Consider the following 22,049-nt stretch of genomic DNA (forward strand, 5'->3'; position numbering starts at 1 on the left):
TCATTAGGGGGGATATTGTGCATATTTAAAATTAAATATCCACTTAATTCATTTTTAAGTAAAACTAAATATCTAATGTGATGATAATGGTGTATATGGGTGGGGCTGTTGAGTGGGGTGAATATTATATTATTACGGTTATAACTTAGAGGAGGGATTATTGTAATTGCGTGAAAGCTATTTTCGGAATTTATTTATATTTGCAAAACTATTGCCTTACCATTTATTTAATTCAGCGAACTTATTTATTCGTAATAAGTTGTCTAATCCTGTCCCATCAGGAAAGACCAGCTTCGGCGCGATTTCAAACAGCGGCCACAGCATAAAGCCGCGATTCTTCATATCGTAATGCGGGACGGTGAGTCGTTCGGTATTAATGGTTTCATTACCAAACAACATGATATCAAGATCGAGTGTGCGCGGTCCCCAGCGTTCAGCTTTGCGGACGCGACCTTGCTGCAACTCAATACGCTGTGTGTGGTTGAGGAGTTCTTCAGCTGTAAGAGAGGTTTCCAGCGCCACGGCTGCGTTTAAGTAATCGGGTTGATCTTGCGGCCCCAGCGGTGGGGTGCGGTAAAACGAAGAAACGGCAAGAATGCGGCTTTCAGGAATGTCATCTATTGCCTTCAGGGCAGCATTGACCTGCTCCAGCGGAGAGGCCAGATTGCTGCCGATGGCAATATACGCCACTGTCATGCGGTGCCCTCACGGCGCGGCGCACGTCTGCGCGGGCGACGAGTACGACGACGCGGTGACGGTTCTTCATCCAGTTCGTTAAGCATCCCTTTTTGGTCCGGCGGCGCGGAAACCTGGAACTCACCCCACCATTTCGCCAGACGTTGTAGCTCGGCGTTGCGTTCTACTTCAGCACGCAGTGCCAGCAGGTCATAAGCTGCGCGGAACTTCGGATGTTCGAGTAATTTCCATGCGCGTTTACCCTGACGGCGGGACATGCGCAACTGTAACTGCCAGATATCACGCGTTAAAGTGGTTAGCCGTTTCGGGATCGCCAGTGAACGGCAGGCTTCGTCTAACACATCGTTCATTGCCAGCGCGAAAGCGTCGTGATAAGTCAGGCCGCTCTCTTGCGCGATTTTCTGTGCTGTTTCCAGCAGGGGATACCAGAACATGGCGGCAAACAGGAACGCCGGGTTGACGCGCATATCGTTATGAATACGCGTGTCAGTATTCTTCAGCACCTGCTCAATGATCCGCTCCATTGGACTGTCACCATTTTCCGTAAAGTAGCGGGTAATGGTCGGGAACAGCGGCTGGAACAGATGGTATTCACACAACAGTTTATAGGTTTCGTAACCGTAGCCCGCTTGTAGCAGTTTAAGCGATTCTTCAAACAGGCGTGCAGGAGGAATATCGTTCAGCAGGGTAGCCAGGCGTGGGATCGGTTCTGCGGTTTCCGGGCTGATGCGCATGCCCAATTTGGCGGCAAAACGAACCGCGCGCAGCATACGTACCGGATCTTCACGGTAGCGCGTTTCCGGGTTACCAATCAGACGGATAACGCCGTCCTTCAGATCCTTCATGCCGCCAACGTAATCACGGACGGTAAAATCTGCCACGCTGTAATACAGACTATTAATAGTGAAATCGCGGCGCTGGGCGTCTTCTTCGATGGAACCGAAAATGTTGTCGCGCAGCAACATGCCGTTTTGCCCGCGTTGGGAGGTCGTACGGTCGCTGACGTTACCTTCGTGATGTCCCCGGAAGGTCGCAACTTCGATAATCTCCGGGCCAAACATCACATGAGCCAGACGGAAACGGCGACCCACCAGGCGGCAGTTACGGAACAGTTTGCGCACTTGCTCTGGCGTGGCGTTAGTAGTCACGTCAAAATCTTTCGGCTTTTTGCCAAGTAACAGGTCGCGCACGCCGCCGCCAACCAGCCAGGCTTCGTATCCCGCTTTATTGAGCCTGTACATTACCTTCAGGGCATTTTCACTGATATCTTTGCGGGAAATAGCATGCTGCTCACGCGGGATCACCGTCACCTGTGGACGGGCGACTGCCTGTTCAGCCTCGCTTTCCTCGCGGCTTAGCACCTTGCGGCAAAAATTAGCGACTCGGGTAAAAATAGTACACCTCGGTAGTGTCAAACATCATTCAGGACAAAAAAATAGCGGCTAATCATAGCTCAGCATGACGCATTTGAGAATGTTGAATTTACAATTGCCGACTCAGGAATGGTAGTCAGCGTCCAGTTTGTGACGGCTGACTGGAGAATTTGCTCAACGCTGAAATCCTGCCAGTGTGTTTCTGCCTGCTGGCCCAGAAATTGAAGTGCCGCGATTAACACCGGCCGAGGATCGCCTTTTGGCAACGCAGGCGCATGATTCTGCTTGGAAAGTTTAGCGCCTTGTGGATTAAGTGCCAGTGGCAAATGAATGTAATCTGGCACCTGCCAGCCAAAAAGCTGGTACAGCGAGATTTGGCGCACCGTGGGTTCGATCAAATCCGCGCCACGAACAATTTCTGTCACGCCCTGGAAGTGATCATCCACCACCACCGCCAGGTTATAGGCAAATAAACCATCACGACGATGAATAATAAAATCTTCCCGCGCCAGTTTTTGGTCGGCATGAATAATGCCGCGCAGCTGGTCAGTAAACTGGGTGACCGGATGCTGCTGGCGAATACGTACAGCAGCGTTTTCTGGCCCATGATGCAACTCCCGGCAATGACCGTCGTAAATACCGCCAATGCTTTGAATACGTGCGCGCGTGCAGGTGCAGTAATAACTTAACCCTTGCTCATGTAACCATGCGAGTGCTTCGCGATAGGCGTCGTGACGTTGCGATTGCCAGAGAACATCGCCGTCCCAGTGTAGACCGTAATGTTCCAGCTGGCGCAGGATGGTCTCTGCGGCACCGGGAACTTCACGAGGCGGATCGATATCTTCAATGCGAACAAGCCAGCGACCTTGCCGGGCGCGAGCCTGTAGAAAGCTTCCAAGCGCGGCAATCAGAGAGCCAAAATGAAGCTCGCCAGAAGGAGAGGGGGCGAAGCGACCAATATAGTGTGTGTCTGTCATCTCGTTGAACAAAAAATAAGGCGGGAGCATTTCCCGCCTGTGGTAAACGTGATGGAACGGCTGTAATTAGCCAGCCATCTGTTTTTCGCGAATTTCAGCCAGCGTTTTGCAGTCGATGCACAGATCGGCTGTCGGGCGCGCTTCCAGACGACGAATACCAATTTCAACGCCGCAAGATTCGCAGTAGCCGAAATCTTCGTCTTCCACTTTTTTCAGCGTTTTCTCGATCTTTTTGATCAGCTTACGCTCGCGATCGCGGTTACGCAGTTCGAGGCTGAACTCTTCTTCCTGGGCTGCACGGTCTACCGGATCCGGGAAGTTGGCTGCTTCATCCTGCATATGTGTAACGGTGCGATCGACTTCATCCCTGAGTTGATTACGCCATGCTTCCAGAATACGACGGAAGTGCGCCAGCTGGGCTTCGTTCATATACTCTTCGCCCGGCTTCTCCTGATATGGCTCCACCCCAGCGATGGCGAGAATACTCAGGGACGATGTTTTACGGTTTTGCCCTTCTTGCATGTTGCTTCTCCTTAACACGCACTATCGATCCCCATGTTCGGGGGAAAAATGAGGCCGCTATAAATAGCAGAAGCTTTTCCGGATAGCAATTATCTAAACGTAACACTTGACAACTGTGTGAGGAAAAGCGTATTTGCGCACGCGACCAGAATGTAAATTAACCAGTTACTTACTCTACTACAATGTAACCGGCAGTGATTTTTTAAGAGCCATGCCTTCAGCAGAAAGTTCTGCTTTGTAAGCCAGAATTTCTACCCCCCTCTGTTGAGCTTCTGACAATAGTTGCGCGTATTTTTCATCGATGTGGCGCGCGGGTGAAAACCGTGTAATGGCTGAATGCAGCACGGCGAAAAAGATAACCGCACGCTGGCCTTCAGCCGCTACGCTCATCAACTCCCGAAGGTGTTTCTGACCTCGTTCAGTGACCGCATCGGGAAAATATCCCTGTTCGTTCTCCGCTAACGTAACCGATTTCACTTCAATATAGCAGTCTGGACGCGAATCCGCCTGCAACATGAAGTCAATACGGCTGCGTTCGGCGCCGTATTTTACTTCGCTTTTCAGAGAGCTATATCCTGACAGTTCTGAAATGGATTCATTAAGGATAGCCTCTTTCGTCAACCTGTTAGCCCAAAGTGTATTGACGCAAATAAATGCGCCGCTTTGGCTTTGGGTTAACTCCCAGGTGTGTGGGTATTTCCGTTTGGTGTTGTCTGAAGTCGAATACCAGACGGTATCGCCAGGCGTTGCACATCCGGTCATCGCACCCGTATTCGGGCAGTGTAGCGTTAATTCGCAACCATCGGGTGTGATCACATCGGCTAAAAAGCGTTTGTAACGCTGAATTAGCGTCGCGCGCTGTAGAGGGGGAGAAAATTCCATTGCGACAATCCTTGTTATTGCGTTAGCGCCCAGCGTTTTAGCGGCGTGTAGCGTGTGCGCCCACGGGCAAACGAGGAGGCGTAAAGGGTGAACTCCGTCACCGTATACGACCAGTTAAAGCCTGGCGGCGGGATTGTCACCGCCTCGCTGGCGTCGCGCAATAAGGTAATATGTGGATGAAACGGACGATTGCTTTGAAAACAACCGCTGCGTGCAGCTTGTGAACGAAGCATATTCGCCAGCTGGATTAAGCCGCGTGGTGGCTGACGCATCCCTAACCACACCACACGCGAACGCAGCCACTGACCGGCGTCATCAAGCGTGAGTGTGAAACCGGGCTGACGAATCCGTCCGGCTAAAAGAGAAAGCGCCTTCTCTTTCTCTGCGCTCACTTCGCCTAAAAATGCCAGTGTCAGATGTAAATTATCGGCGGCGACCGGACGTCCCGCGTCTGGTGGGAACTGTGCGGCGCGCCAGTGGATAATCTGTTCGCGGATTTCTGCAGGTAAGTCGATAGCAAAGAACAGCCGTTGCGGTTCAGACATGTGAGGTACTCGGTTATGCATTACCGCGATGCTACAATGTGGCGCGAAGAATGTTAACCCTCTGGAGCGTTTTGTGTCGTCGTTGCCCGTTGCTGCCGTCTTACCTGAGTTACTTGCTGCCCTCGATGGTGCACCGCAGGTGTTATTAAGTGCGCCGACCGGGGCCGGGAAATCAACCTGGCTGCCGCTGCAACTGCTGGCGCATCCCGGCATTAACGGAAAAATTATCCTGCTGGAGCCGCGTCGTCTGGCGGCGCGTAACGTTGCGCAACGACTGGCGGAACTGCTTAACGAAAAAACAGGTGATACGGTAGGCTACCGGATGCGCGCGCAAAACTGTGTCGGGCCAAATACACGCCTGGAAGTAGTTACCGAAGGCGTGTTGACGCGCATGATCCAGCGTGACCCTGAACTGAGCGGCGTTGGATTGGTGATCCTCGATGAGTTTCATGAGCGCAGCTTGCAGGCGGATCTGGCGTTGGCGCTGTTACTCGATGTGCAACAGGGTCTGCGTGACGACCTTAAACAACTGATTATGTCGGCTACGCTGGACAATGACCGCTTGCAGCAGATGCTGCCAGAAGCGCCCGTCGTCATCTCAGAAGGGCGCTCGTTTCCGGTTGAACGCCGATATTTACCGCTGCCCGCTCATCAGCGTTTTGATGAAGCCGTGGCGGTTGCCACCGCCGAATTGCTGCATCAGGAAAGCGGCTCATTACTGTTATTTTTACCTGGTGTCGGAGAAATTCAGCGCGTTCAGGAACAACTGGCTTCGCGCATCGGTAGTGATGTGTTGCTCTGCCCGCTGTATGGCGCGTTGTCGCTGAACGATCAGCGAAAAGCGATCCTTCCGGCACCACAAGGGATGCGCAAAGTGGTGCTGGCGACCAATATTGCTGAAACCAGTTTAACCATCGAAGGTATTCGTCTGGTGGTGGATTGTGCTCAGGAACGAGTGGCGCGCTTTGATCCGCGTACGGGGCTAACGCGGCTGATTACCCAACGCATTAGCCAGGCATCAATGACGCAACGCGCCGGGCGTGCCGGACGTCTGGAGCCGGGGATCTGTTTACATTTAATCGCCAAAGAACAAGCAGAACGCGCCTCCGCGCAAAGTGAACCAGAAATATTACAAAGCGATCTCTCCGGTTTGCTGATGGAATTACTGCAATGGGGATGCAGCGATCCGGCGCAGATGAGCTGGCTGGATCAACCGCCAGCCGTGAATTTACAGGCCGCGAAACGCCTGTTGCGGATGCTGGGGGCGATGGACGGTGAACGGCTAAGCACGAAAGGGCAGAAAATGGCGACGCTGGGTAACGATCCGCGTTTAGCGGCAATGCTGGTGAGCGTAAAGAGCGACGACGAAGCTGCTACCGCTGCAAAAATTGCCGCTATTCTCGAAGAGCCACCACGGATGGGCAATATCGATCTGGGCGTGGCGTTTTCGCGCAATCAACCTGCCTGGCAGCAACGTAGCCAGCAACTGTTAAAGCGCTTAAACGTACGCGGCGGTGAGGCAGACAGTTCGCTTATCGCACCGTTACTTGCCGGAGCGTTTGCCGATCGCATCGCTCGCCGCCGTGGGCAAGATGGACGCTATCAACTGGCAAACGGCATGGGGGCGATGCTCGATGCCGACGATGCGCTAAGCCGCCACGAATGGCTGATCGCACCGTTATTATTGCAGGGCACCGCCTCGCCGGATGCGCGGATTTTACTGGCGCTACTGGTCGATATCGATGAATTAGTACAACGGTGTCCGCAGCTGGTGCAGCAATCGGACACCGTGGAGTGGGATGATGCGCAAGGTACGCTGAAAGCCTGGCGTCGGTTGCAAATTGGTCAACTGACGGTAAAAGTGCAGCCGCTGGCGAAGCCTTCAGAAGACGAGCTGCATCAGGCGATGCTTAACGGCATTCGTGAAAAAGGCTTAAGCGTGCTTTACTGGACGCCGGAAGCGGAACAGCTACGCTTGCGTTTGTTATGCGCCGCCAGGTGGTTGCCAGAATATGACTGGCCAGCGGTTGATGATGAAAGTTTGTTGGCGACGCTGGAAACGTGGCTCCTGCCGCATATGACAGGCGTACATTCGCTACGCGGCCTGAAATCACTCGATATTTATCAGGCGCTACGCGGATTACTTGATTGGGGGATGCAGCAACGTCTGGATAGTGAATTGCCTGCGCATTACACTGTGCCGACGGGAAGCCGGATCGCCATTCGTTACCATGAAGATAACCCGCCCGCGCTGGCGGTGAGAATGCAGGAGATGTTTGGCGAGGCCACCAATCCGACGATCGCCCAGGGGCGCGTGCCGCTGGTGCTGGAGTTGCTTTCTCCTGCCCAAAGGCCTCTGCAAATCACACGAGATTTGAGTGCCTTCTGGAAAGGAGCGTATCGCGAGGTGCAAAAAGAGATGAAAGGGCGTTATCCCAAACACGTCTGGCCGGATGATCCGGCAAATACCGCACCGACGCGACGGACGAAAAAGTATTCATGAAGACCAAAGTAAATTTGAGAGATATCTTCTTCTGTCTTGTTACAGAAGAACAGAAAATCGGGCTTTTGCGCCTGAATATTGCGGAGAAAAAGCATGGCCGGGAATGACCGCGAGCCAATTGGACGCAAAGGGAAACCGACGCGTCCGGTCAAACAAAAGGTAAGCCGTCGTCGTTACGAAGATGACGATGATTACGACGATTATGATGACTATGAGGATGAAGAACCGATGCCGCGCAAAGGTAAGGGCAAAGGCAAAGGGCGTAAGCCTCGTGGCAAACGCGGCTGGCTATGGCTGCTGCTAAAACTGGCTATCGTTTTTGCCGTGCTGATCGCCATTTACGGTGTTTATCTCGATCAAAAAATTCGCAGCCGTATTGATGGCAAGGTCTGGCAACTGCCTGCGGCTGTTTATGGCCGAATGGTCAACCTTGAGCCAGACATGACCATCAGCAAAAACGAGATGGTGAAGCTGCTGGAGGCGACCCAGTATCGTCAGGTGTCGAAAATGACGCGCCCTGGCGAATTTACCGTGCAGGCCAACAGCATTGAAATGATCCGCCGTCCGTTTGATTTCCCGGACAGTAAAGAAGGGCAGGTGCGTGCACGTCTGACCTTTGATGGCGATCATCTGGCGACCATCGTCAATATGGAGAACAACCGTCAGTTCGGTTTCTTCCGTCTTGATCCGCGCCTGATCACCATGATCTCTTCACCAAACGGTGAGCAGCGTCTGTTTGTGCCGCGCAGTGGTTTCCCGGATTTGCTGGTGGATACGTTGTTGGCGACTGAAGACCGTCATTTCTACGAGCATGATGGGATCAGTCTCTATTCCATTGGCCGTGCCGTGCTGGCGAACCTGACGGCAGGTCGTACGGTACAGGGGGCCAGTACGCTGACCCAGCAGTTGGTGAAGAACCTGTTCCTCTCCAGCGAGCGCTCTTACTGGCGTAAAGCGAACGAAGCCTACATGGCGCTGATCATGGATGCGCGTTACAGCAAAGACCGCATTCTTGAGCTGTATATGAACGAGGTGTATCTCGGTCAGAGCGGTGACAACGAAATCCGCGGTTTCCCGCTGGCGAGCCTGTACTACTTTGGTCGCCCGGTAGAAGAGCTGAGTCTCGACCAGCAGGCGCTGTTGGTTGGTATGGTGAAAGGGGCGTCGATCTATAACCCGTGGCGTAACCCGAAACTGGCGCTGGAGCGACGTAACCTGGTGCTGCGTCTGCTGCAACAGCAACAGATTATTGATCAAGAACTCTATGACATGTTAAGTGCACGTCCGCTGGGCGTTCAGCCGCGCGGTGGCGTAATCTCTCCACAGCCAGCCTTTATGCAACTGGTGCGTCAGGAGCTACAGGCGAAACTGGGCGATAAAGTGAAAGATCTCTCTGGCGTGAAGATCTTCACTACCTTTGACTCGGTGGCCCAGGACGCGGCAGAAAAAGCCGCCGTGGAGGGTATTCCGGCGCTGAAGAAACAGCGAAAGCTGAGCGATCTGGAAACGGCAATTGTGGTTGTCGACCGCTTTAGCGGTGAAGTTCGCGCGATGGTTGGTGGTTCTGAGCCGCAGTTTGCAGGTTACAACCGTGCTATGCAGGCGCGTCGTTCGATTGGTTCCCTTGCAAAACCAGCGACTTATCTGACGGCCTTAAGCCAGCCGAAAATCTATCGCCTGAACACGTGGATTGCCGATGCGCCAATCGCGCTGCGTCAGCCGAACGGTCAGGTCTGGTCACCGCAGAACGATGATCGTCGTTATAGCGAAAGTGGCAGAGTGATGCTGGTGGATGCGTTGACTCGTTCGATGAACGTGCCGACGGTAAATCTGGGGATGGCGCTGGGGCTGCCTGCGGTTACGGATACCTGGATTAAACTGGGCGTACCGAAAGATCAGCTGCATCCGGTTCCGGCAATGCTGCTGGGGGCGTTGAACTTAACGCCAATCGAAGTGGCGCAGGCGTTCCAGACCATCGCCAGCGGTGGTAACCGAGCACCGCTTTCTGCGCTGCGTTCGGTAATCGCGGAAGATGGCAAGGTACTGTATCAGAGCTTCCCGCAGGCGGAACGCGCTGTTCCGGCTCAGGCGGCGTATCTGACACTATGGACCATGCAGCAGGTGGTACAACGCGGTACGGGACGTCAGCTTGGGGCGAAATATCCAAATCTGCATCTGGCAGGGAAAACGGGTACTACCAACAACAACGTAGATACCTGGTTTGCGGGCATTGACGGCAGCACGGTGACCATCACCTGGGTAGGCCGTGATAACAACCAGCCGACCAAACTGTATGGAGCCAGCGGGGCAATGTCGATTTATCAGCGTTATCTGGCTAACCAGACGCCAACACCGCTGAATCTTGTTCCGCCAGAAGACATTGCAGATATGGGCGTGGACTATGACGGCAACTTTGTCTGCAGCGGGGGCATGCGTGTCTTACCGGTCTGGACCAGCGATCCGCAATCGCTGTGCCAGCAGAGTGAGATGCAGCAGCAACCGTCAGGCAATCCGTTTGATCAGTCTTCTCAGCCGCAGCAACAGCCGCAACAGCAACCTGCTCAGCAAGAGCAGAAAGACAGTGACGGCGTAGCAGGTTGGATCAAGGATATGTTTGGTAGTAATTAACGTCTAAGCGTGACATACCGGATGGCGAGTCGCCATCCGGTAAAATAACATCCTACCCAAAGTATTAACCCTTTCTTTTCATCTGATTGTTTATTAACCCCTCAGGAATGCTCAGATTGCGTACCGCTTGCGAACCCGCCAGCGTTTCGAATATTATCTCATCTTTATAATAATCATTCTCGTTTACGTTATCATTCACTTTACATCAGAGATATACCAATGGCGCGTTCCAAAACTGCTCAGCCAAAACACTCACTGCGTAAAATTGCAGTTGTAGTAGCCACAGCGGTTAGCGGCATGTCTGTTTACGCACAGGCAGCGGTTGAACCGAAAGAAGACACTATCACCGTTACCGCTGCACCAGCGCCGCAAGAAAGCGCATGGGGGCCAGCTGCAACTATTGCGGCGCGACAGTCCGCTACCGGCACCAAAACCGATACACCGATTCAAAAAGTGCCGCAGTCAATTTCTGTTGTCACTGCCGAAGAAATGGCGCTGCATCAGCCTAAGTCAGTAAAAGAAGCGCTTAGCTATACGCCGGGCGTTTCGGTCGGTACGCGTGGTGCATCAAACACTTATGATCATTTGATTATTCGTGGTTTTGCAGCAGAAGGCCAAAGCCAGAATAACTATCTGAATGGCCTGAAGTTGCAGGGCAACTTCTATAACGATGCGGTCATTGACCCGTATATGCTGGAACGCGCTGAAATTATGCGTGGCCCGGTTTCAGTGCTTTACGGTAAAAGCAGTCCTGGCGGCCTGTTGAATATGGTCAGCAAGCGTCCGACTACTGAACCGCTGAAAGAAATCCAATTTAAAGCGGGCACAGACAGCCTGTTCCAGACCGGTTTTGACTTTAGCGATGCGCTGGATGATGACGGCGTTTACTCTTATCGTCTGACCGGACTGGCGCGCTCTGCCAATGCCCAGCAGAAAGGGTCAGAAGAGCAGCGTTATGCCATTGCGCCAGCGTTTACCTGGCGTCCGGACGATAAAACCAATTTCACTTTCCTCTCTTACTTCCAGAATGAACCGGAAACCGGTTATTACGGCTGGCTGCCGAAAGAGGGGACCGTTGAGCCGCTGCCAAACGGTAAACGTCTGCCGACGGACTTTAACGAAGGAGCGAAGAACAACACCTATTCTCGTAATGAGAAGATGGTGGGTTATAGCTTCGACCACGAGTTTAATGACACCTTTACGGTGCGTCAGAACCTGCGCTTTGCTGAAAACAAAACTTCGCAAAACAGCGTTTATGGTTACGGCGTCTGCTCCGATCCGGCGAATGCTTACAGCAAACAGTGTGCCGCTTTAGCGCCAGCCGATAAAGGTCACTACCTGGCACGTAAATACGTCGTTGATGATGAGAAGCTGCAAAACTTCTCCGTTGATACCCAGTTGCAGAGCAAGTTTGCCACTGGCGATATCGACCACACTCTGCTGACCGGTGTCGACTTTATGCGTATGCGTAATGACATCAACGCCTGGTTTGGTTACGACGACTCCGTACCGCTGCTCGATCTGTACAATCCGGTGAATACCGATTTCGACTTCAATGCGAAAGATCCGGCAAACTCCGGTCCTTACCGCATTTTGAATAAGCAGAAACAAACGGGTGTTTATGTTCAGGATCAGGCGCAGTGGGATAAAGTGCTGGTCACCCTGGGCGGTCGTTATGACTGGGCGGATCAAGAGTCTCATAACCGCGTTGAAGGGACGACCGATAAACGTGATGACAAACAGTTTACCTGGCGTGGTGGTGTTAACTACCTGTTTGATAATGGTGTAACACCTTACTTCAGCTATAGCGAATCGTTTGAACCTTCTTCACAAGTTGGGAAGGATGGTAATATTTTTGCGCCGTCTAAAGGTAAGCAGTATGAGGTCGGCGTGAAATATGTACCGGAAGATCGCCCAATTGTGGTTACTGGTGCTGTGTATAATCTCACTAAAACCAACAACCTGATGGCGGACCCTGAGGGTTCCTTCTTCTCGGTTGAAGGTGGCGAGATCCGCGCTCGTGGCGTAGAAATCGAAGCGAAAGCGGCGCTGTCGGCGAGTGTTAACGTAGTAGGTTCTTATACTTACACCGATGCGGAATACACCACCGACACTACCTATAAAGGCAATACGCCTGCACAGGTGCCAAAACACATGGCTTCGCTGTGGGCTGACTATACCTTCTTTGACGGTCCGCTTTCTGGCCTGACGCTGGGCACCGGTGGTCGTTATACTGGCTCCAGCTATGGTGATCCGGCTAACTCCTTTAAAGTGGGAAGTTATACGGTCGTGGATGCGTTAGTGCGTTATGATCTGGCGCGGGTCGGCATGGCGGGCTCCAACGTGGCGCTGCATGTTAACAACCTGTTCGATCGTGAATACGTCGCCAGCTGCTTTAACACCTATGGCTGCTTCTGGGGCGCAGAACGTCAGGTCGTTGCAACCGCAACCTTCCGTTTCTAATTTCTCTTTTGGGGCACGGATTTCCGTGCCCGTTTCACAAGTTGGCTGTTATGCAGGAATACACGAATCATTCCGATACCACTTTTGCACTGCGTAATATCTCCTTTCGTGTGCCCGGGCGCACGCTTTTGCATCCGCTGTCGTTAACCTTTCCTGCCGGGAAAGTGACCGGTCTGATTGGTCACAACGGTTCTGGTAAATCCACTCTGCTCAAAATGCTTGGCCGTCACCAACCGCCGTCGGAAGGGGAGATTCTTCTTGATGCCCAGCCGCTGGAAAGCTGGAGCAGCAAAGCGTTTGCCCGCAAGGTGGCTTATTTGCCGCAGCAACTTCCCCCGGCTGAAGGGATGACGGTGCGTGAACTGGTGGCGATTGGTCGTTACCCGTGGCATGGCGCGCTGGGACGCTTTGGCGTGGCAGATCGCGAAAAGGTCGAAGAGGCTATCTCGCTGGTTGGCTTAAAACCGCTGGCGCATCGGCTGGTCGATAGCCTCTCTGGCGGCGAACGTCAACGGGCGTGGATCGCCATGCTGGTGGCGCAGGATAGCCGTTGTCTGTTGCTCGACGAACCGACCTCGGCGCTGGATATCGCCCACCAGGTTGATGTGCTGGCGCTGGTGCATCGTTTAAGTCAGGAGCGTGGCCTGACGGTCATTGCCGTGCTGCACGATATCAATATGGCTGCGCGTTACTGTGATTATCTGGTCGCCCTGCGCGGCGGTGAAATGATTGCTCAGGGAACGCCTGCGGAAATTATGCGCGGCGAAACCCTCGAAATGATTTATGGCATCCCGATGGGTATTTTGCCGCATCCGGCGGGTGCTGCACCTGTGAGTTTTGTTTATTGATGAGCGGCTTACCTCTTATTTCGCGCCGTCGACTGTTAACGGCGATGGCGCTTTCTCCGTTGTTATGGCAGATGAATACCGCCCGCGCGGCGGCTATTGATCCCAATCGTATTGTGGCGCTGGAGTGGTTGCCGGTGGAATTACTGCTGGCGCTCGGCATCGTACCTTACGGCGTGGCGGATACCATCAACTATCGCCTGTGGGTCAGCGAACCGCCATTACCTGAATCGGTGATTGACGTCGGTTTGCGGACAGAACCTAACCTTGAACTGCTGACCGAAATGAAGCCGTCGTTTATGGTCTGGTCGGCAGGGTATGGCCCTTCACCAGAAATGCTGGCACGCATTGCGCCTGGGCGCGGATTTAACTTCAGCGACGGCAAACAGCCGCTGGCGATGGCGCGTAAGTCACTGACGGAAATGGCAGATTTACTTAACCTGCAAAGCGCAGCGGAAACGCATTTAGCGCACTATGAAGACTTTATCCGCAGCATGAAACCCCGCTTTGTGAAGCGTGGTGCGCGCCCGTTATTGCTGACGACACTTATCGATCCGCGCCATATGCTGGTCTTCGGCCCGAACAGCCTGTTCCAGGAAATTCTCGATGAGTACGGCATCCCAAATGCCTGGCAAGGAGAAACCAACTTCTGGGGCAGTACTGCCGTCAGTATCGATCGTCTGGCAGCGTATAAGGACGTTGATGTGCTCTGTTTTGATCACGACAACAGCAGAGACATGGACGCACTAATGGCAACCCCGCTGTGGCAGGCCATGCCGTTTGTCCGTGCCGGACGCTTTCAGCGCGTCCCCGCAGTCTGGTTTTATGGTGCGACGCTCTCGGCAATGCATTTTGTGCGTATTCTGGATAATGCTATTGGAGGTAAAGCGTGAGTAAACGTATTGCGCTTTTCCCGGCGTTATTGCTGGCGCTGCTGGTGATTGTCGCAGCGATGCTCACCTGGATGAACTTCTCGCAGGCGCTGCCGCGTAGCCAGTGGGTGCAGGCCACCTGGTCGCCGGATATCGATGTCATCGAGCAGATGATTTTTCACTACAGCTTGCTGCCGCGTCTGGCGATTTCGCTGCTGGTGGGCGCGGGTCTGGGGCTGGTGGGCGTGCTATTTCAGCAAGTGCTGCGTAACCCGCTGGCGGAGCCGACGACGTTGGGCGTTGCTACAGGCGCGCAACTGGGGATTACCGTCACCACGCTCTGGGCGATCCCTGGTGCTATGGCGAGCCAGTTTGCTGCGCTGGCGGGGGCTTGCGTTGTTGGCTTAATTGTCTTTGGCGTCGCGTGGGGGAAACGGCTTTCGCCGGTAACACTGATCCTCGCGGGGCTGGTGGTGAGCCTTTATTGTGGGGCAATTAATCAGCTACTGGTTATCTTCCATCACGACCAGCTGCAAAGCATGTTCCTGTGGAGTACCGGAACGCTGACGCAAACCGACTGGGGCGGCGTTGAGCGTTTATGGCCACAGCTGCTGGGCGGCGTGATGCTGACGTTACTGCTACTTCGTCCATTAACCCTGATGGGGCTTGATGATGGCGTGGCGCGTAATCTCGGGCTGGCCTTATCGCTCGCGCGTCTGGCGGCGCTGTCGCTGGCGATAGTCATCAGTGCTCTGTTGGTGAACGCGGTGGGGATTATCGGCTTTATCGGGTTGTTCGCGCCACTGCTGGCAAAAATGCTGGGGGCGCGGCGTCTGCTGCCAAGACTGCTGCTGGCGTCACTGATTGGTGCGCTGATCCTCTGGCTTTCCGATCAAATCATCCTCTGGCTGACTCGCGTGTGGATGGAAGTTTCTACCGGTTCGGTGACGGCGTTGATAGGTGCGCCGCTGTTACTGTGGCTGCTGCCGCGTTTACGCAGCATCAGTGCGCCGGATATGAAGGCCAACGATCGTGTCGCGACTGAACGCCAACATGTGCTGGCGTTTGCCCTTGCTGGCGGTGTGCTGCTGATAATTGCTGTGGTGGTGGCGCTGTCGTTTGGTCGTGATGCGCACGGCTGGACGTGGGCGAGCGGGGCGCTGCTCGATGATTTAATGCCCTGGCGCTGGCCGCGAATTATGGCGGCACTGTTTGCGGGCATCATGCTGGCAGTGGCGGGCTGTATTATTCAGCGGCTGACCGGAAACCCGATGGCAAGCCCCGAAGTGCTGGGGATTAGTTCAGGCGCGGCGTTTGGTGTGGTGTTGATGCTGTTTCTGGTGCCGGGTAATGCCTTTGGCTGGCTGTTACCCGCGGGCAGTCTCGGCGCGGCGGTGACGCTGTTGATCATTATGATCGCTGCCGGGCGCGGTGGATTTTCCCCACACCGCATGTTACTGGCGGGGATGGCCTTAAGTACTGCGTTCACCATGCTTTTGATGATGTTGCAGGCAAGTGGTGACCCGCGAATGGCGCAAGTGCTGACCTGGATTTCCGGTTCGACCTACAACGCGACCGAGGCGCAGGTCTGGCGCACCGGAATTGTGATGGTGATTTTGCTGGCGATTACCCCGCTGTGCCGCCGCTGGCTGACCATTTTACCGCTGGGAGGTGATACCGCACGAGCCGTGGGAATGGCGCTGACGCCGGCGCGAATTGCGCTACTGCTGCTGGCGGCTTGCCTGACGGCGACCGCGACAATGACCATCGGGCCGTTGAGTTTTGTTGGCCTGATGGCACCGCATATCGCACGGATGATGGGCTTTCGACGGACGATGCCGCACATCGTGATTTCGGCGCTGGTAGGGGGATTGTTGCTGGTGTTCGCTGACTGGTGTGGGCGGATGGTGCTGTTTCCATTCCAGATCCCAGCGGGGCTGCTGTCGACCTTTATCGGCGCGCCGTATTTTATCTATTTGTTGAGAAAGCAGAGCCGTTAATTTTTCCATATAACGGCCCTTAACTCCTGGATGGATAAAGCTTTTACGCGGCAACGGATGCCCGATGCGACGCTGTGGCGTCTTATCGGGCCTACAAACGGTCCTGATCTGTAGGTCGGATAAGGCGTTTACGCCGCATCCGACAAACCATGCTGGATCACAACTTCGCAAACACCCGACGTGCAGCATCGATGGTGTTATTGATATCTTCCATGCTGTGCGCCACAGACATAAAGCCCGCTTCAAACGCTGACGGTGCCAGGTAAACACCTTCATCCAGCATCATATGGAAGAAACGCTTAAAGCGCTCGACGTCGCAGGCCATCACATCCTGATAGCACGTCACGGACTCGGCGTCGGTAAAGAAAATACCGAACATGCCGCCAACGTGGTTAACGACCAATGGAATTCCCGCTTCTTCTGCCGCTTCCAGCAGACCTTCTGCCAGACGTGTTGTCAGCTCATCCAGCGTCTCGTGAACGCCCGGCTGCGCGACTTCATTCAGACAGGCGAAACCGGCTGCCATCGCAATCGGGTTACCGGAAAGCGTACCCGCCTGATAGACCGGACCGGTTGGGGCCAGCGCATCCATCACATCACGACGACCCCCGAATGCGCCTACCGGCATTCCACCGCCGATGATTTTGCCCAGGCAGGTGAGGTCTGGCACCACGTCGTAATAATCCTGCGCGCCAGCCAGCGCCACGCGGAAACCGGTCATCACTTCATCGATGATCAGCAATGCGCCAAATTCGTCGCACAGTGCGCGCAGACCCGGTAGGAACTCTGGCAGCGGCGGAACACAGTTCATGTTGCCTGCTACTGGCTCGACAATAATACAGGCAATCTCTTGCGGGTATTGCTCAAACGCGGCGCGTACAGAGGCCAGATCGTTATAAGTACAGGTTAATGTATGTTTGGCGAAATCTGCCGGAACGCCCGGCGAGTTTGGCTGGCCTAAAGTGAGTGCGCCAGAACCGGCTTTTACCAGCAGACAGTCAGCGTGACCGTGGTAGCAACCTTCGAATTTAATGATTTTGTCGCGACCGGTAAAACCACGGGCCAGGCGGATGGCGCTCATCGTCGCTTCGGTGCCGGAGTTCACCATGCGCACCATATCCATCGTCGGCACCAGTTCGGTCACCAGTTGCGCCATTTTCACTTCCATTTCGGTCGGTGCGCCAAAGCTCAGACCACGTTCGGCGGCTTCAATCACGGCATTGCGGATCGCCGGATGGTTATGGCCCAGCACCATCGGCCCCCAGGAACCGACATAATCGATATAGGCTTTGCCATCAACATCGTACAGATAAGCGCCGTCCGCTTTTTCGATAAACAGTGGAGTGCCGCCCACGCCGGTAAAGGCGCGAACAGGGGAGTTCACACCGCCAGGGATCAGCTCGCGCGCTGCGCTGTATAGATTTTCAGACTTACTCATGGAGGGTTCCTGATTCGTAGAAAAAGTGAATGGCTGCTATTCTATTTTATTCATAACAAGTTAAATACTCGTCAAACGTCAGGTTGCTTCTGCTGGTGCAATCCTGATTTCGTAGAGTATAAAAGTTTTGTACATTTGAAACATTACGCTTTGCAAAGGATTTTCATGGAACGTGCGAGTAAAATGCCGTCATCTTATTTGTATGACCAATAAGTGATCATTGGATGAAAACTGATACTCCCTCTTTAGAAACACCACAGGCTGCGCGCCTGCGACGCAGACAACTGATTCGCCAACTTCTTGAGCGCGATAAAACCCCGTTAGCTATTTTGTTTATGGCTGCCGTCGTCGGCACGCTTGTCGGGCTGGCAGCGGTTGCTTTTGACAAAGGCGTCGCCTGGTTACAGAACCAACGCATGGGGGCGCTGGTCCATACGGCCGATAATTATCCGCTACTGTTAACCGTCGCTTTTCTCTGTTCGGCAGTGCTGGCGATGTTCGGCTACTTTTTGGTGCGCAAATACGCGCCGGAAGCCGGTGGCTCGGGGATCCCGGAAATTGAAGGGGCGTTGGAAGATCAACGTCCCGTTCGCTGGTGGCGTGTATTGCCGGTGAAATTCTTTGGCGGGCTTGGGACACTCGGCGGCGGCATGGTGTTGGGGCGTGAAGGGCCAACCGTGCAGATCGGCGGTAATATCGGTCGGATGGTGCTTGATATATTCCGCCTGAAAGGTGATGAAGCGCGCCATACGCTGCTGGCAACCGGTGCTGCTGCGGGGCTGGCGGCGGCCTTTAATGCGCCGCTGGCGGGTATATTGTTTATTATCGAAGAGATGCGTCCGCAGTTTCGCTATACGTTAATTTCGATTAAAGCGGTATTTATTGGTGTCATTATGTCGACCATTATGTACCGGATTTTTAATCATGAAGTTGCGTTGATTGACGTCGGTAAACTTTCTGACGCGCCGCTTAATACACTGTGGCTTTATCTGATCCTCGGTATTATTTTTGGCATTTTCGGCCCTATTTTTAATAAATGGGTGCTGGGGATGCAGGATTTGCTGCACCGTGTGCACGGCGGCAATATTACCAAATGGGTACTGATGGGCGGTGCGATTGGCGGTCTGTGTGGATTGCTGGGGTTTGTGGCACCAGCAACTTCGGGCGGCGGCTTTAACCTGATTCCTATCGCTACCGCAGGGAATTTCAGCATGGGAATGCTGGTGTTTATCTTCGTCGCGCGGGTCATTACCACCTTACTCTGTTTCTCTTCCGGCGCGCCGGGCGGTATTTTTGCCCCTATGCTGGCGCTGGGTACTGTGCTGGGAACCGCTTTCGGAATGGTTGCCGTTGAGCTGTTTCCGCAATATCACCTTGAGGCGGGGACGTTTGCTATTGCCGGAATGGGGGCGTTACTGGCGGCATCTATTCGCGCGCCGTTAACGGGGATCATTCTGGTTCTGGAGATGACCGATAACTATCAGCTCATTTTGCCAATGATTATTACCGGTCTTGGCGCAACACTATTAGCACAATTTACCGGCGGGAAACCGCTATACTCGGCGATTCTTGCACGCACGCTGGCGAAACAGGAAGCTGAGCAACTGGCGCGAAGCAAGGCCGCATCAGCCAGCGAGAATACTTGAACGAAATACCAGGGTATTAGATAATGGCGATTATTATTGGGTTAGAATTTGCCCAATTGCCGATGTCGTTTGGAGCAAAATATGAGTGATGACGTAGCACTGCCGCTGGAGTTTACCGACGCAGCAGCCAACAAAGTTAAAAGCCTGATCGCTGACGAAGATAACCCGAATCTGAAATTACGCGTGTATATCACCGGTGGCGGTTGCAGCGGCTTCCAGTATGGTTTCACCTTTGATGATCAGGTGAACGAAGGCGATATGACCATCGAAAAACAGGGCGTTGGCCTGGTGGTTGACCCGATGAGCCTGCAATATCTGGTCGGCGGTTCCGTTGACTATACCGAAGGTCTGGAAGGTTCTCGTTTCATCGTGACCAACCCGAACGCGAAAAGCACCTGCGGTTGCGGTTCTTCCTTCAGCATCTAATCTGTTGTTCATGTGCCGGATAAACTATCCGGCACATCTTCACTCTTCAACGCCCATTCTCATCCAGCGCAAACGTCGGTAGCTTAAGATGCCAACGAATAGCCGCCAGCCGAATCAATAGCGTCACGACCATGCCCATCATACTGGCTGTTTCCAGTGGTACGGAAAATGTGTAATAAGCCGTAGCGTGGACAATACCGCCAATAATACAGGCAGTTGCGTAGATTTCTGTACGTAAAATCATGGGGATTTCGCGGGCCAGTACATCACGAATGATCCCGCCGCCAACGCCAGTAATGACGCCCATACAAACCGCGATTAACGGACCGGCTTCCGCATTAAAGGCTTTATTCACGCCAATGCCGACAAACACCGCCAGACCAACGGCGTCCAGCACCGGCAACATCCATTTTGGTAAGCGTCTTGGCTGGCGCACCAGCACGATGGTCAGCATGCTGGTTACCATTGCAACGACCAGATCGGTGGGATCTTTCACCCAAAATACCGGGCCGTGATCCAGCGCCATGTCGCGAATTGTTCCGCCGCCTACTGCGGTAACCACGCCCAGTACCAGAACACCAAAAGGGTCCATACGCAATTTTCCGGCTAACAAAACGCCGGAGATGGCAAATACCGCTGTGCCGACTATATCCAGCCAATAGACGAGCATTGTTCAATCCCCACTGAGCACCTGAAAAGGTCAGGCGCTAATCTACCTGTGAAAGCGCATTACAGAGCTGTTGTGCAGCGAGGATAATACGTGGGCTTGCACGTTCAAACCAGTCACTCGTGAGAGGAATAACGGGAATTTTGAGTTGTTCACCCCAGTATTGTTTGATTTTAGGAATTTGGTCCGGTCCGCCGGTAATGACAATCGCCTGTGGCGCGCGTGCTAACACCTGTTCGCGGCTAACTTGCGGCCAGGGAACCCGGCTGTCTTTAAAGATGTTTTCTCCGCCACAAACTTCGAGTACCTGGTTTTGAATCGACTCTTTTCCACTGGTAAATGGCGGATTAATGCCGAATTGCAGAAAAACACGTTTTTTAGGTTTATCAGCATATTGCGCTTTCAATTGTGCGTACTGGTCCAGCAGGGATTGCGCGGCTTGTACAGCCTTGTCCGGTTGTGGGCTCCAGGGGGCCAGTTGACGTAACGCATTGGCAATTTGTTCAATGCTTGTCGCATCGACCCACATCACTTTTATTCCCAGCGAAGCTAACTGGTCAACCTGCCGCTCGGCATTACCTCCACGCCAGGCAATCACCAGATCGGGTTTAAGGGCCACAATGCGTTCGAGATTCATCCCCTGCCAGGTTGAAACCTGCTCAATCTTTTGCGCTTGTGGAGGATAGTCGGAATAGCTGCTGACCCCAACCGGCGTGATCCCGGCGGCAAAAGCGAGTTCAGTGTTGGCGGGAGAAAGCGTGATGACGCGCGGCGCGGCGTTGAGCCACAGCGGCGCGAGAAAAGACAGGGCGACCAGCGCCCTGAACAGTGACTTAGCCATGTGCCAGTTTCTGCACCAGTGACTCAACCATCAGGCTGGACTGTTTAGCGGCAACAGCCAGGAACTCATCGAAGCTAAGATGAGACTGTTGATCGGCCACGTCGGAGATGGCGCGTACGACAACAAACGGGACGTTGAAATTGTGGCAGACATGGGCGATTGCCGTCGCTTCCATCTCTACAGCAATGGCCTGTGGGAAGTTGTGGCGGATTTTCGCCAGACCAACAGAACCGTTGATGAAAGCGTCGCCGCTAACAATCAGGCCACGTACAGCGTTAAGATTCAGTTCGGCAATGCAGGCCTCAGCGGCAGCGATCAGTTTATCGTCAGCTTTGAAGCCAGCCGGGCAGCCAGGTAACTGACCGTATTCGTAACCAAATGCCGTGACATCCGCGTCGTGATAACGTGCTTCGTCCGAGACAACGATATCGCCCACTTTCAGCGTTGGTGCCAGGCCACCGGCAGAACCGGTGTTAATAATCACATCTGGCTTGCAGTGTTCCAACAGCAGAGTGGCACCCAGCGCCGCAGCGACTTTACCGATGCCCGATTTCAGAAGCGCAACCTCGGTTCCATTCAGTTGGCCGGTATAGATTTCGCAACCGCCCAGACTGATAGTTTGACGGTTTTCGATTTTGTCACGCAGCAGCGTAACTTCTTCTTCCATTGCACCAATGATGCCGATTTTCATAGATTTACTCGCGATAAGCCCGATTTGAAGGCAT

General features: G+C 53.7%; 20 protein-coding genes. 10 read left to right on the forward strand and 10 right to left on the reverse strand.

Annotation, left to right across the window (positions count from 1 at the left end; genetic code table 11):
• Positions 1–216: 216 nt before the first annotated feature.
• From folK to thpR, 6 genes are all read right to left on the reverse strand, one after another.
• Complete coding sequence (folK, locus tag FQZ95_RS11685) at positions 217–696, reverse strand: 2-amino-4-hydroxy-6-hydroxymethyldihydropteridine diphosphokinase (protein ID WP_000215119.1); 480 nt, start codon at positions 694–696, stop codon at positions 217–219.
• Positions 693–2,090 (reverse strand): polynucleotide adenylyltransferase PcnB, encoded by a 1,398-nt coding sequence (pcnB, locus tag FQZ95_RS11690; protein WP_203369798.1) that lies wholly within the window; start codon positions 2,088–2,090, stop codon positions 693–695. Before pcnB ends, folK begins: the two co-directional genes overlap by 4 nt.
• A gap of 59 nt (positions 2,091–2,149) precedes the next feature.
• A complete protein-coding gene (gene gluQRS, locus FQZ95_RS11695) occupies positions 2,150–3,046 on the reverse strand; it encodes a tRNA glutamyl-Q(34) synthetase GluQRS (RefSeq protein WP_032183256.1) in 897 nt (298 codons plus the stop codon).
• 66 nt (positions 3,047–3,112) lie between these two features.
• Complete coding sequence (gene dksA / locus FQZ95_RS11700) at positions 3,113–3,568, reverse strand: RNA polymerase-binding protein DksA (RefSeq protein ID WP_001155227.1); 456 nt, start codon at positions 3,566–3,568, stop codon at positions 3,113–3,115.
• 177 nt (positions 3,569–3,745) lie between these two features.
• On the reverse strand, positions 3,746–4,450 hold the full coding sequence (sfsA, locus tag FQZ95_RS11705; protein ID WP_000396023.1) for a DNA/RNA nuclease SfsA: 705 nt from the start codon (positions 4,448–4,450) through the stop codon (positions 3,746–3,748).
• Between the two features lie 14 nt (positions 4,451–4,464).
• Positions 4,465–4,995 (reverse strand): RNA 2',3'-cyclic phosphodiesterase, encoded by a 531-nt coding sequence (gene thpR, locus FQZ95_RS11710; protein ID WP_001294670.1) that lies wholly within the window; start codon positions 4,993–4,995, stop codon positions 4,465–4,467.
• A gap of 73 nt (positions 4,996–5,068) precedes the next feature.
• On the opposite strand from thpR, the gene hrpB reads away from it, so the two are divergent.
• The 6 genes from hrpB to fhuB all read left to right on the forward strand — a co-directional run bounded on the left by hrpB (position 5,069) and on the right by fhuB (position 16,306).
• A complete protein-coding gene (gene hrpB, locus FQZ95_RS11715) occupies positions 5,069–7,498 on the forward strand; it encodes an ATP-dependent helicase HrpB (protein WP_160530211.1) in 2,430 nt (809 codons plus the stop codon).
• A gap of 93 nt (positions 7,499–7,591) precedes the next feature.
• Positions 7,592–10,126 carry a bifunctional glycosyl transferase/transpeptidase gene (gene mrcB, locus FQZ95_RS11720; RefSeq protein ID WP_000918155.1) on the forward strand — a complete coding sequence of 845 codons (2,535 nt, stop codon included), beginning with the start codon at positions 7,592–7,594 and terminating at the stop codon, positions 10,124–10,126.
• A 219-nt stretch (positions 10,127–10,345) separates the two neighbouring features.
• Positions 10,346–12,589, forward strand: a complete 2,244-nt coding sequence (gene fhuA / locus FQZ95_RS11725; RefSeq protein WP_105277301.1) for a ferrichrome porin FhuA — start codon at positions 10,346–10,348, stop codon at positions 12,587–12,589.
• Between the two features lie 50 nt (positions 12,590–12,639).
• Positions 12,640–13,437, forward strand: coding sequence for a Fe3+-hydroxamate ABC transporter ATP-binding protein FhuC (gene fhuC / locus FQZ95_RS11730; RefSeq protein ID WP_001311398.1), 798 nt, complete (start codon positions 12,640–12,642; stop codon positions 13,435–13,437).
• Complete coding sequence (fhuD, locus tag FQZ95_RS11735; protein ID WP_105282172.1) at positions 13,437–14,327, forward strand: Fe(3+)-hydroxamate ABC transporter substrate-binding protein FhuD; 891 nt, start codon at positions 13,437–13,439, stop codon at positions 14,325–14,327. Before fhuC ends, fhuD begins: the two co-directional genes overlap by 1 nt.
• The gene (fhuB, locus tag FQZ95_RS11740; protein WP_160530212.1) at positions 14,324–16,306 is read left to right on the forward strand and encodes a Fe(3+)-hydroxamate ABC transporter permease FhuB; all 1,983 of its coding nucleotides are present in this window, start codon (positions 14,324–14,326) and stop codon (positions 16,304–16,306) included. The genes fhuD and fhuB overlap by 4 nt, the downstream gene beginning before the upstream one ends.
• 157 nt (positions 16,307–16,463) lie before the next feature.
• On the opposite strand, the gene hemL is transcribed toward fhuB, so the two are convergent.
• Positions 16,464–17,744: a glutamate-1-semialdehyde 2,1-aminomutase gene (gene hemL / locus FQZ95_RS11745; RefSeq protein WP_000045287.1), complete on the reverse strand. Its 1,281-nt coding sequence runs from the start codon at positions 17,742–17,744 to the stop codon at positions 16,464–16,466.
• Positions 17,745–17,909: 165 nt separating this feature from the next.
• Here hemL and yadX point away from each other — a divergent pair, with 165 nt between their 5' ends.
• Genes yadX through erpA form a run of 4 tightly spaced genes read left to right on the forward strand, consistent with a single transcriptional unit; the run spans position 17,910 to position 19,816 of the window.
• On the forward strand, positions 17,910–17,957 hold the full coding sequence (gene yadX / locus FQZ95_RS26390) for a protein YadX (RefSeq protein ID WP_211180485.1): 48 nt from the start codon (positions 17,910–17,912) through the stop codon (positions 17,955–17,957).
• Positions 17,958–17,968: 11 nt separating this feature from the next.
• On the forward strand, positions 17,969–19,390 hold the full coding sequence (gene clcA, locus FQZ95_RS11750; RefSeq protein WP_000845394.1) for a H(+)/Cl(-) exchange transporter ClcA: 1,422 nt from the start codon (positions 17,969–17,971) through the stop codon (positions 19,388–19,390).
• A gap of 23 nt (positions 19,391–19,413) precedes the next feature.
• Positions 19,414–19,479 (forward strand): small protein YadW, encoded by a 66-nt coding sequence (gene yadW, locus FQZ95_RS11755; RefSeq protein ID WP_120795373.1) that lies wholly within the window; start codon positions 19,414–19,416, stop codon positions 19,477–19,479.
• Positions 19,472–19,816, forward strand: a complete 345-nt coding sequence (erpA, locus tag FQZ95_RS11760; protein WP_001295564.1) for an iron-sulfur cluster insertion protein ErpA — start codon at positions 19,472–19,474, stop codon at positions 19,814–19,816. The genes yadW and erpA overlap by 8 nt, the downstream gene beginning before the upstream one ends.
• A gap of 46 nt (positions 19,817–19,862) precedes the next feature.
• Here erpA and FQZ95_RS11765 read toward each other — a convergent pair whose 3' ends face one another.
• Genes FQZ95_RS11765 through mtnN form a run of 3 tightly spaced genes read right to left on the reverse strand, consistent with a single transcriptional unit; the run spans position 19,863 to position 22,015 of the window.
• Positions 19,863–20,486, reverse strand: coding sequence for a TRIC cation channel family protein (locus tag FQZ95_RS11765; protein ID WP_000964221.1), 624 nt, complete (start codon positions 20,484–20,486; stop codon positions 19,863–19,865).
• A 37-nt stretch (positions 20,487–20,523) separates the two neighbouring features.
• Complete coding sequence (gene btuF, locus FQZ95_RS11770) at positions 20,524–21,324, reverse strand: vitamin B12 ABC transporter substrate-binding protein BtuF (protein WP_160530213.1); 801 nt, start codon at positions 21,322–21,324, stop codon at positions 20,524–20,526.
• Positions 21,317–22,015 carry a 5'-methylthioadenosine/S-adenosylhomocysteine nucleosidase gene (gene mtnN, locus FQZ95_RS11775; RefSeq protein ID WP_000689844.1) on the reverse strand — a complete coding sequence of 233 codons (699 nt, stop codon included), beginning with the start codon at positions 22,013–22,015 and terminating at the stop codon, positions 21,317–21,319. Before mtnN ends, btuF begins: the two co-directional genes overlap by 8 nt.
• Positions 22,016–22,049: the final 34 nt, after the last annotated feature.

It is taken from the genome of Escherichia sp. HH41S, assembly GCF_009820115.1.
GTDB lineage: Bacteria > Pseudomonadota > Gammaproteobacteria > Enterobacterales > Enterobacteriaceae > Escherichia > Escherichia coli_F.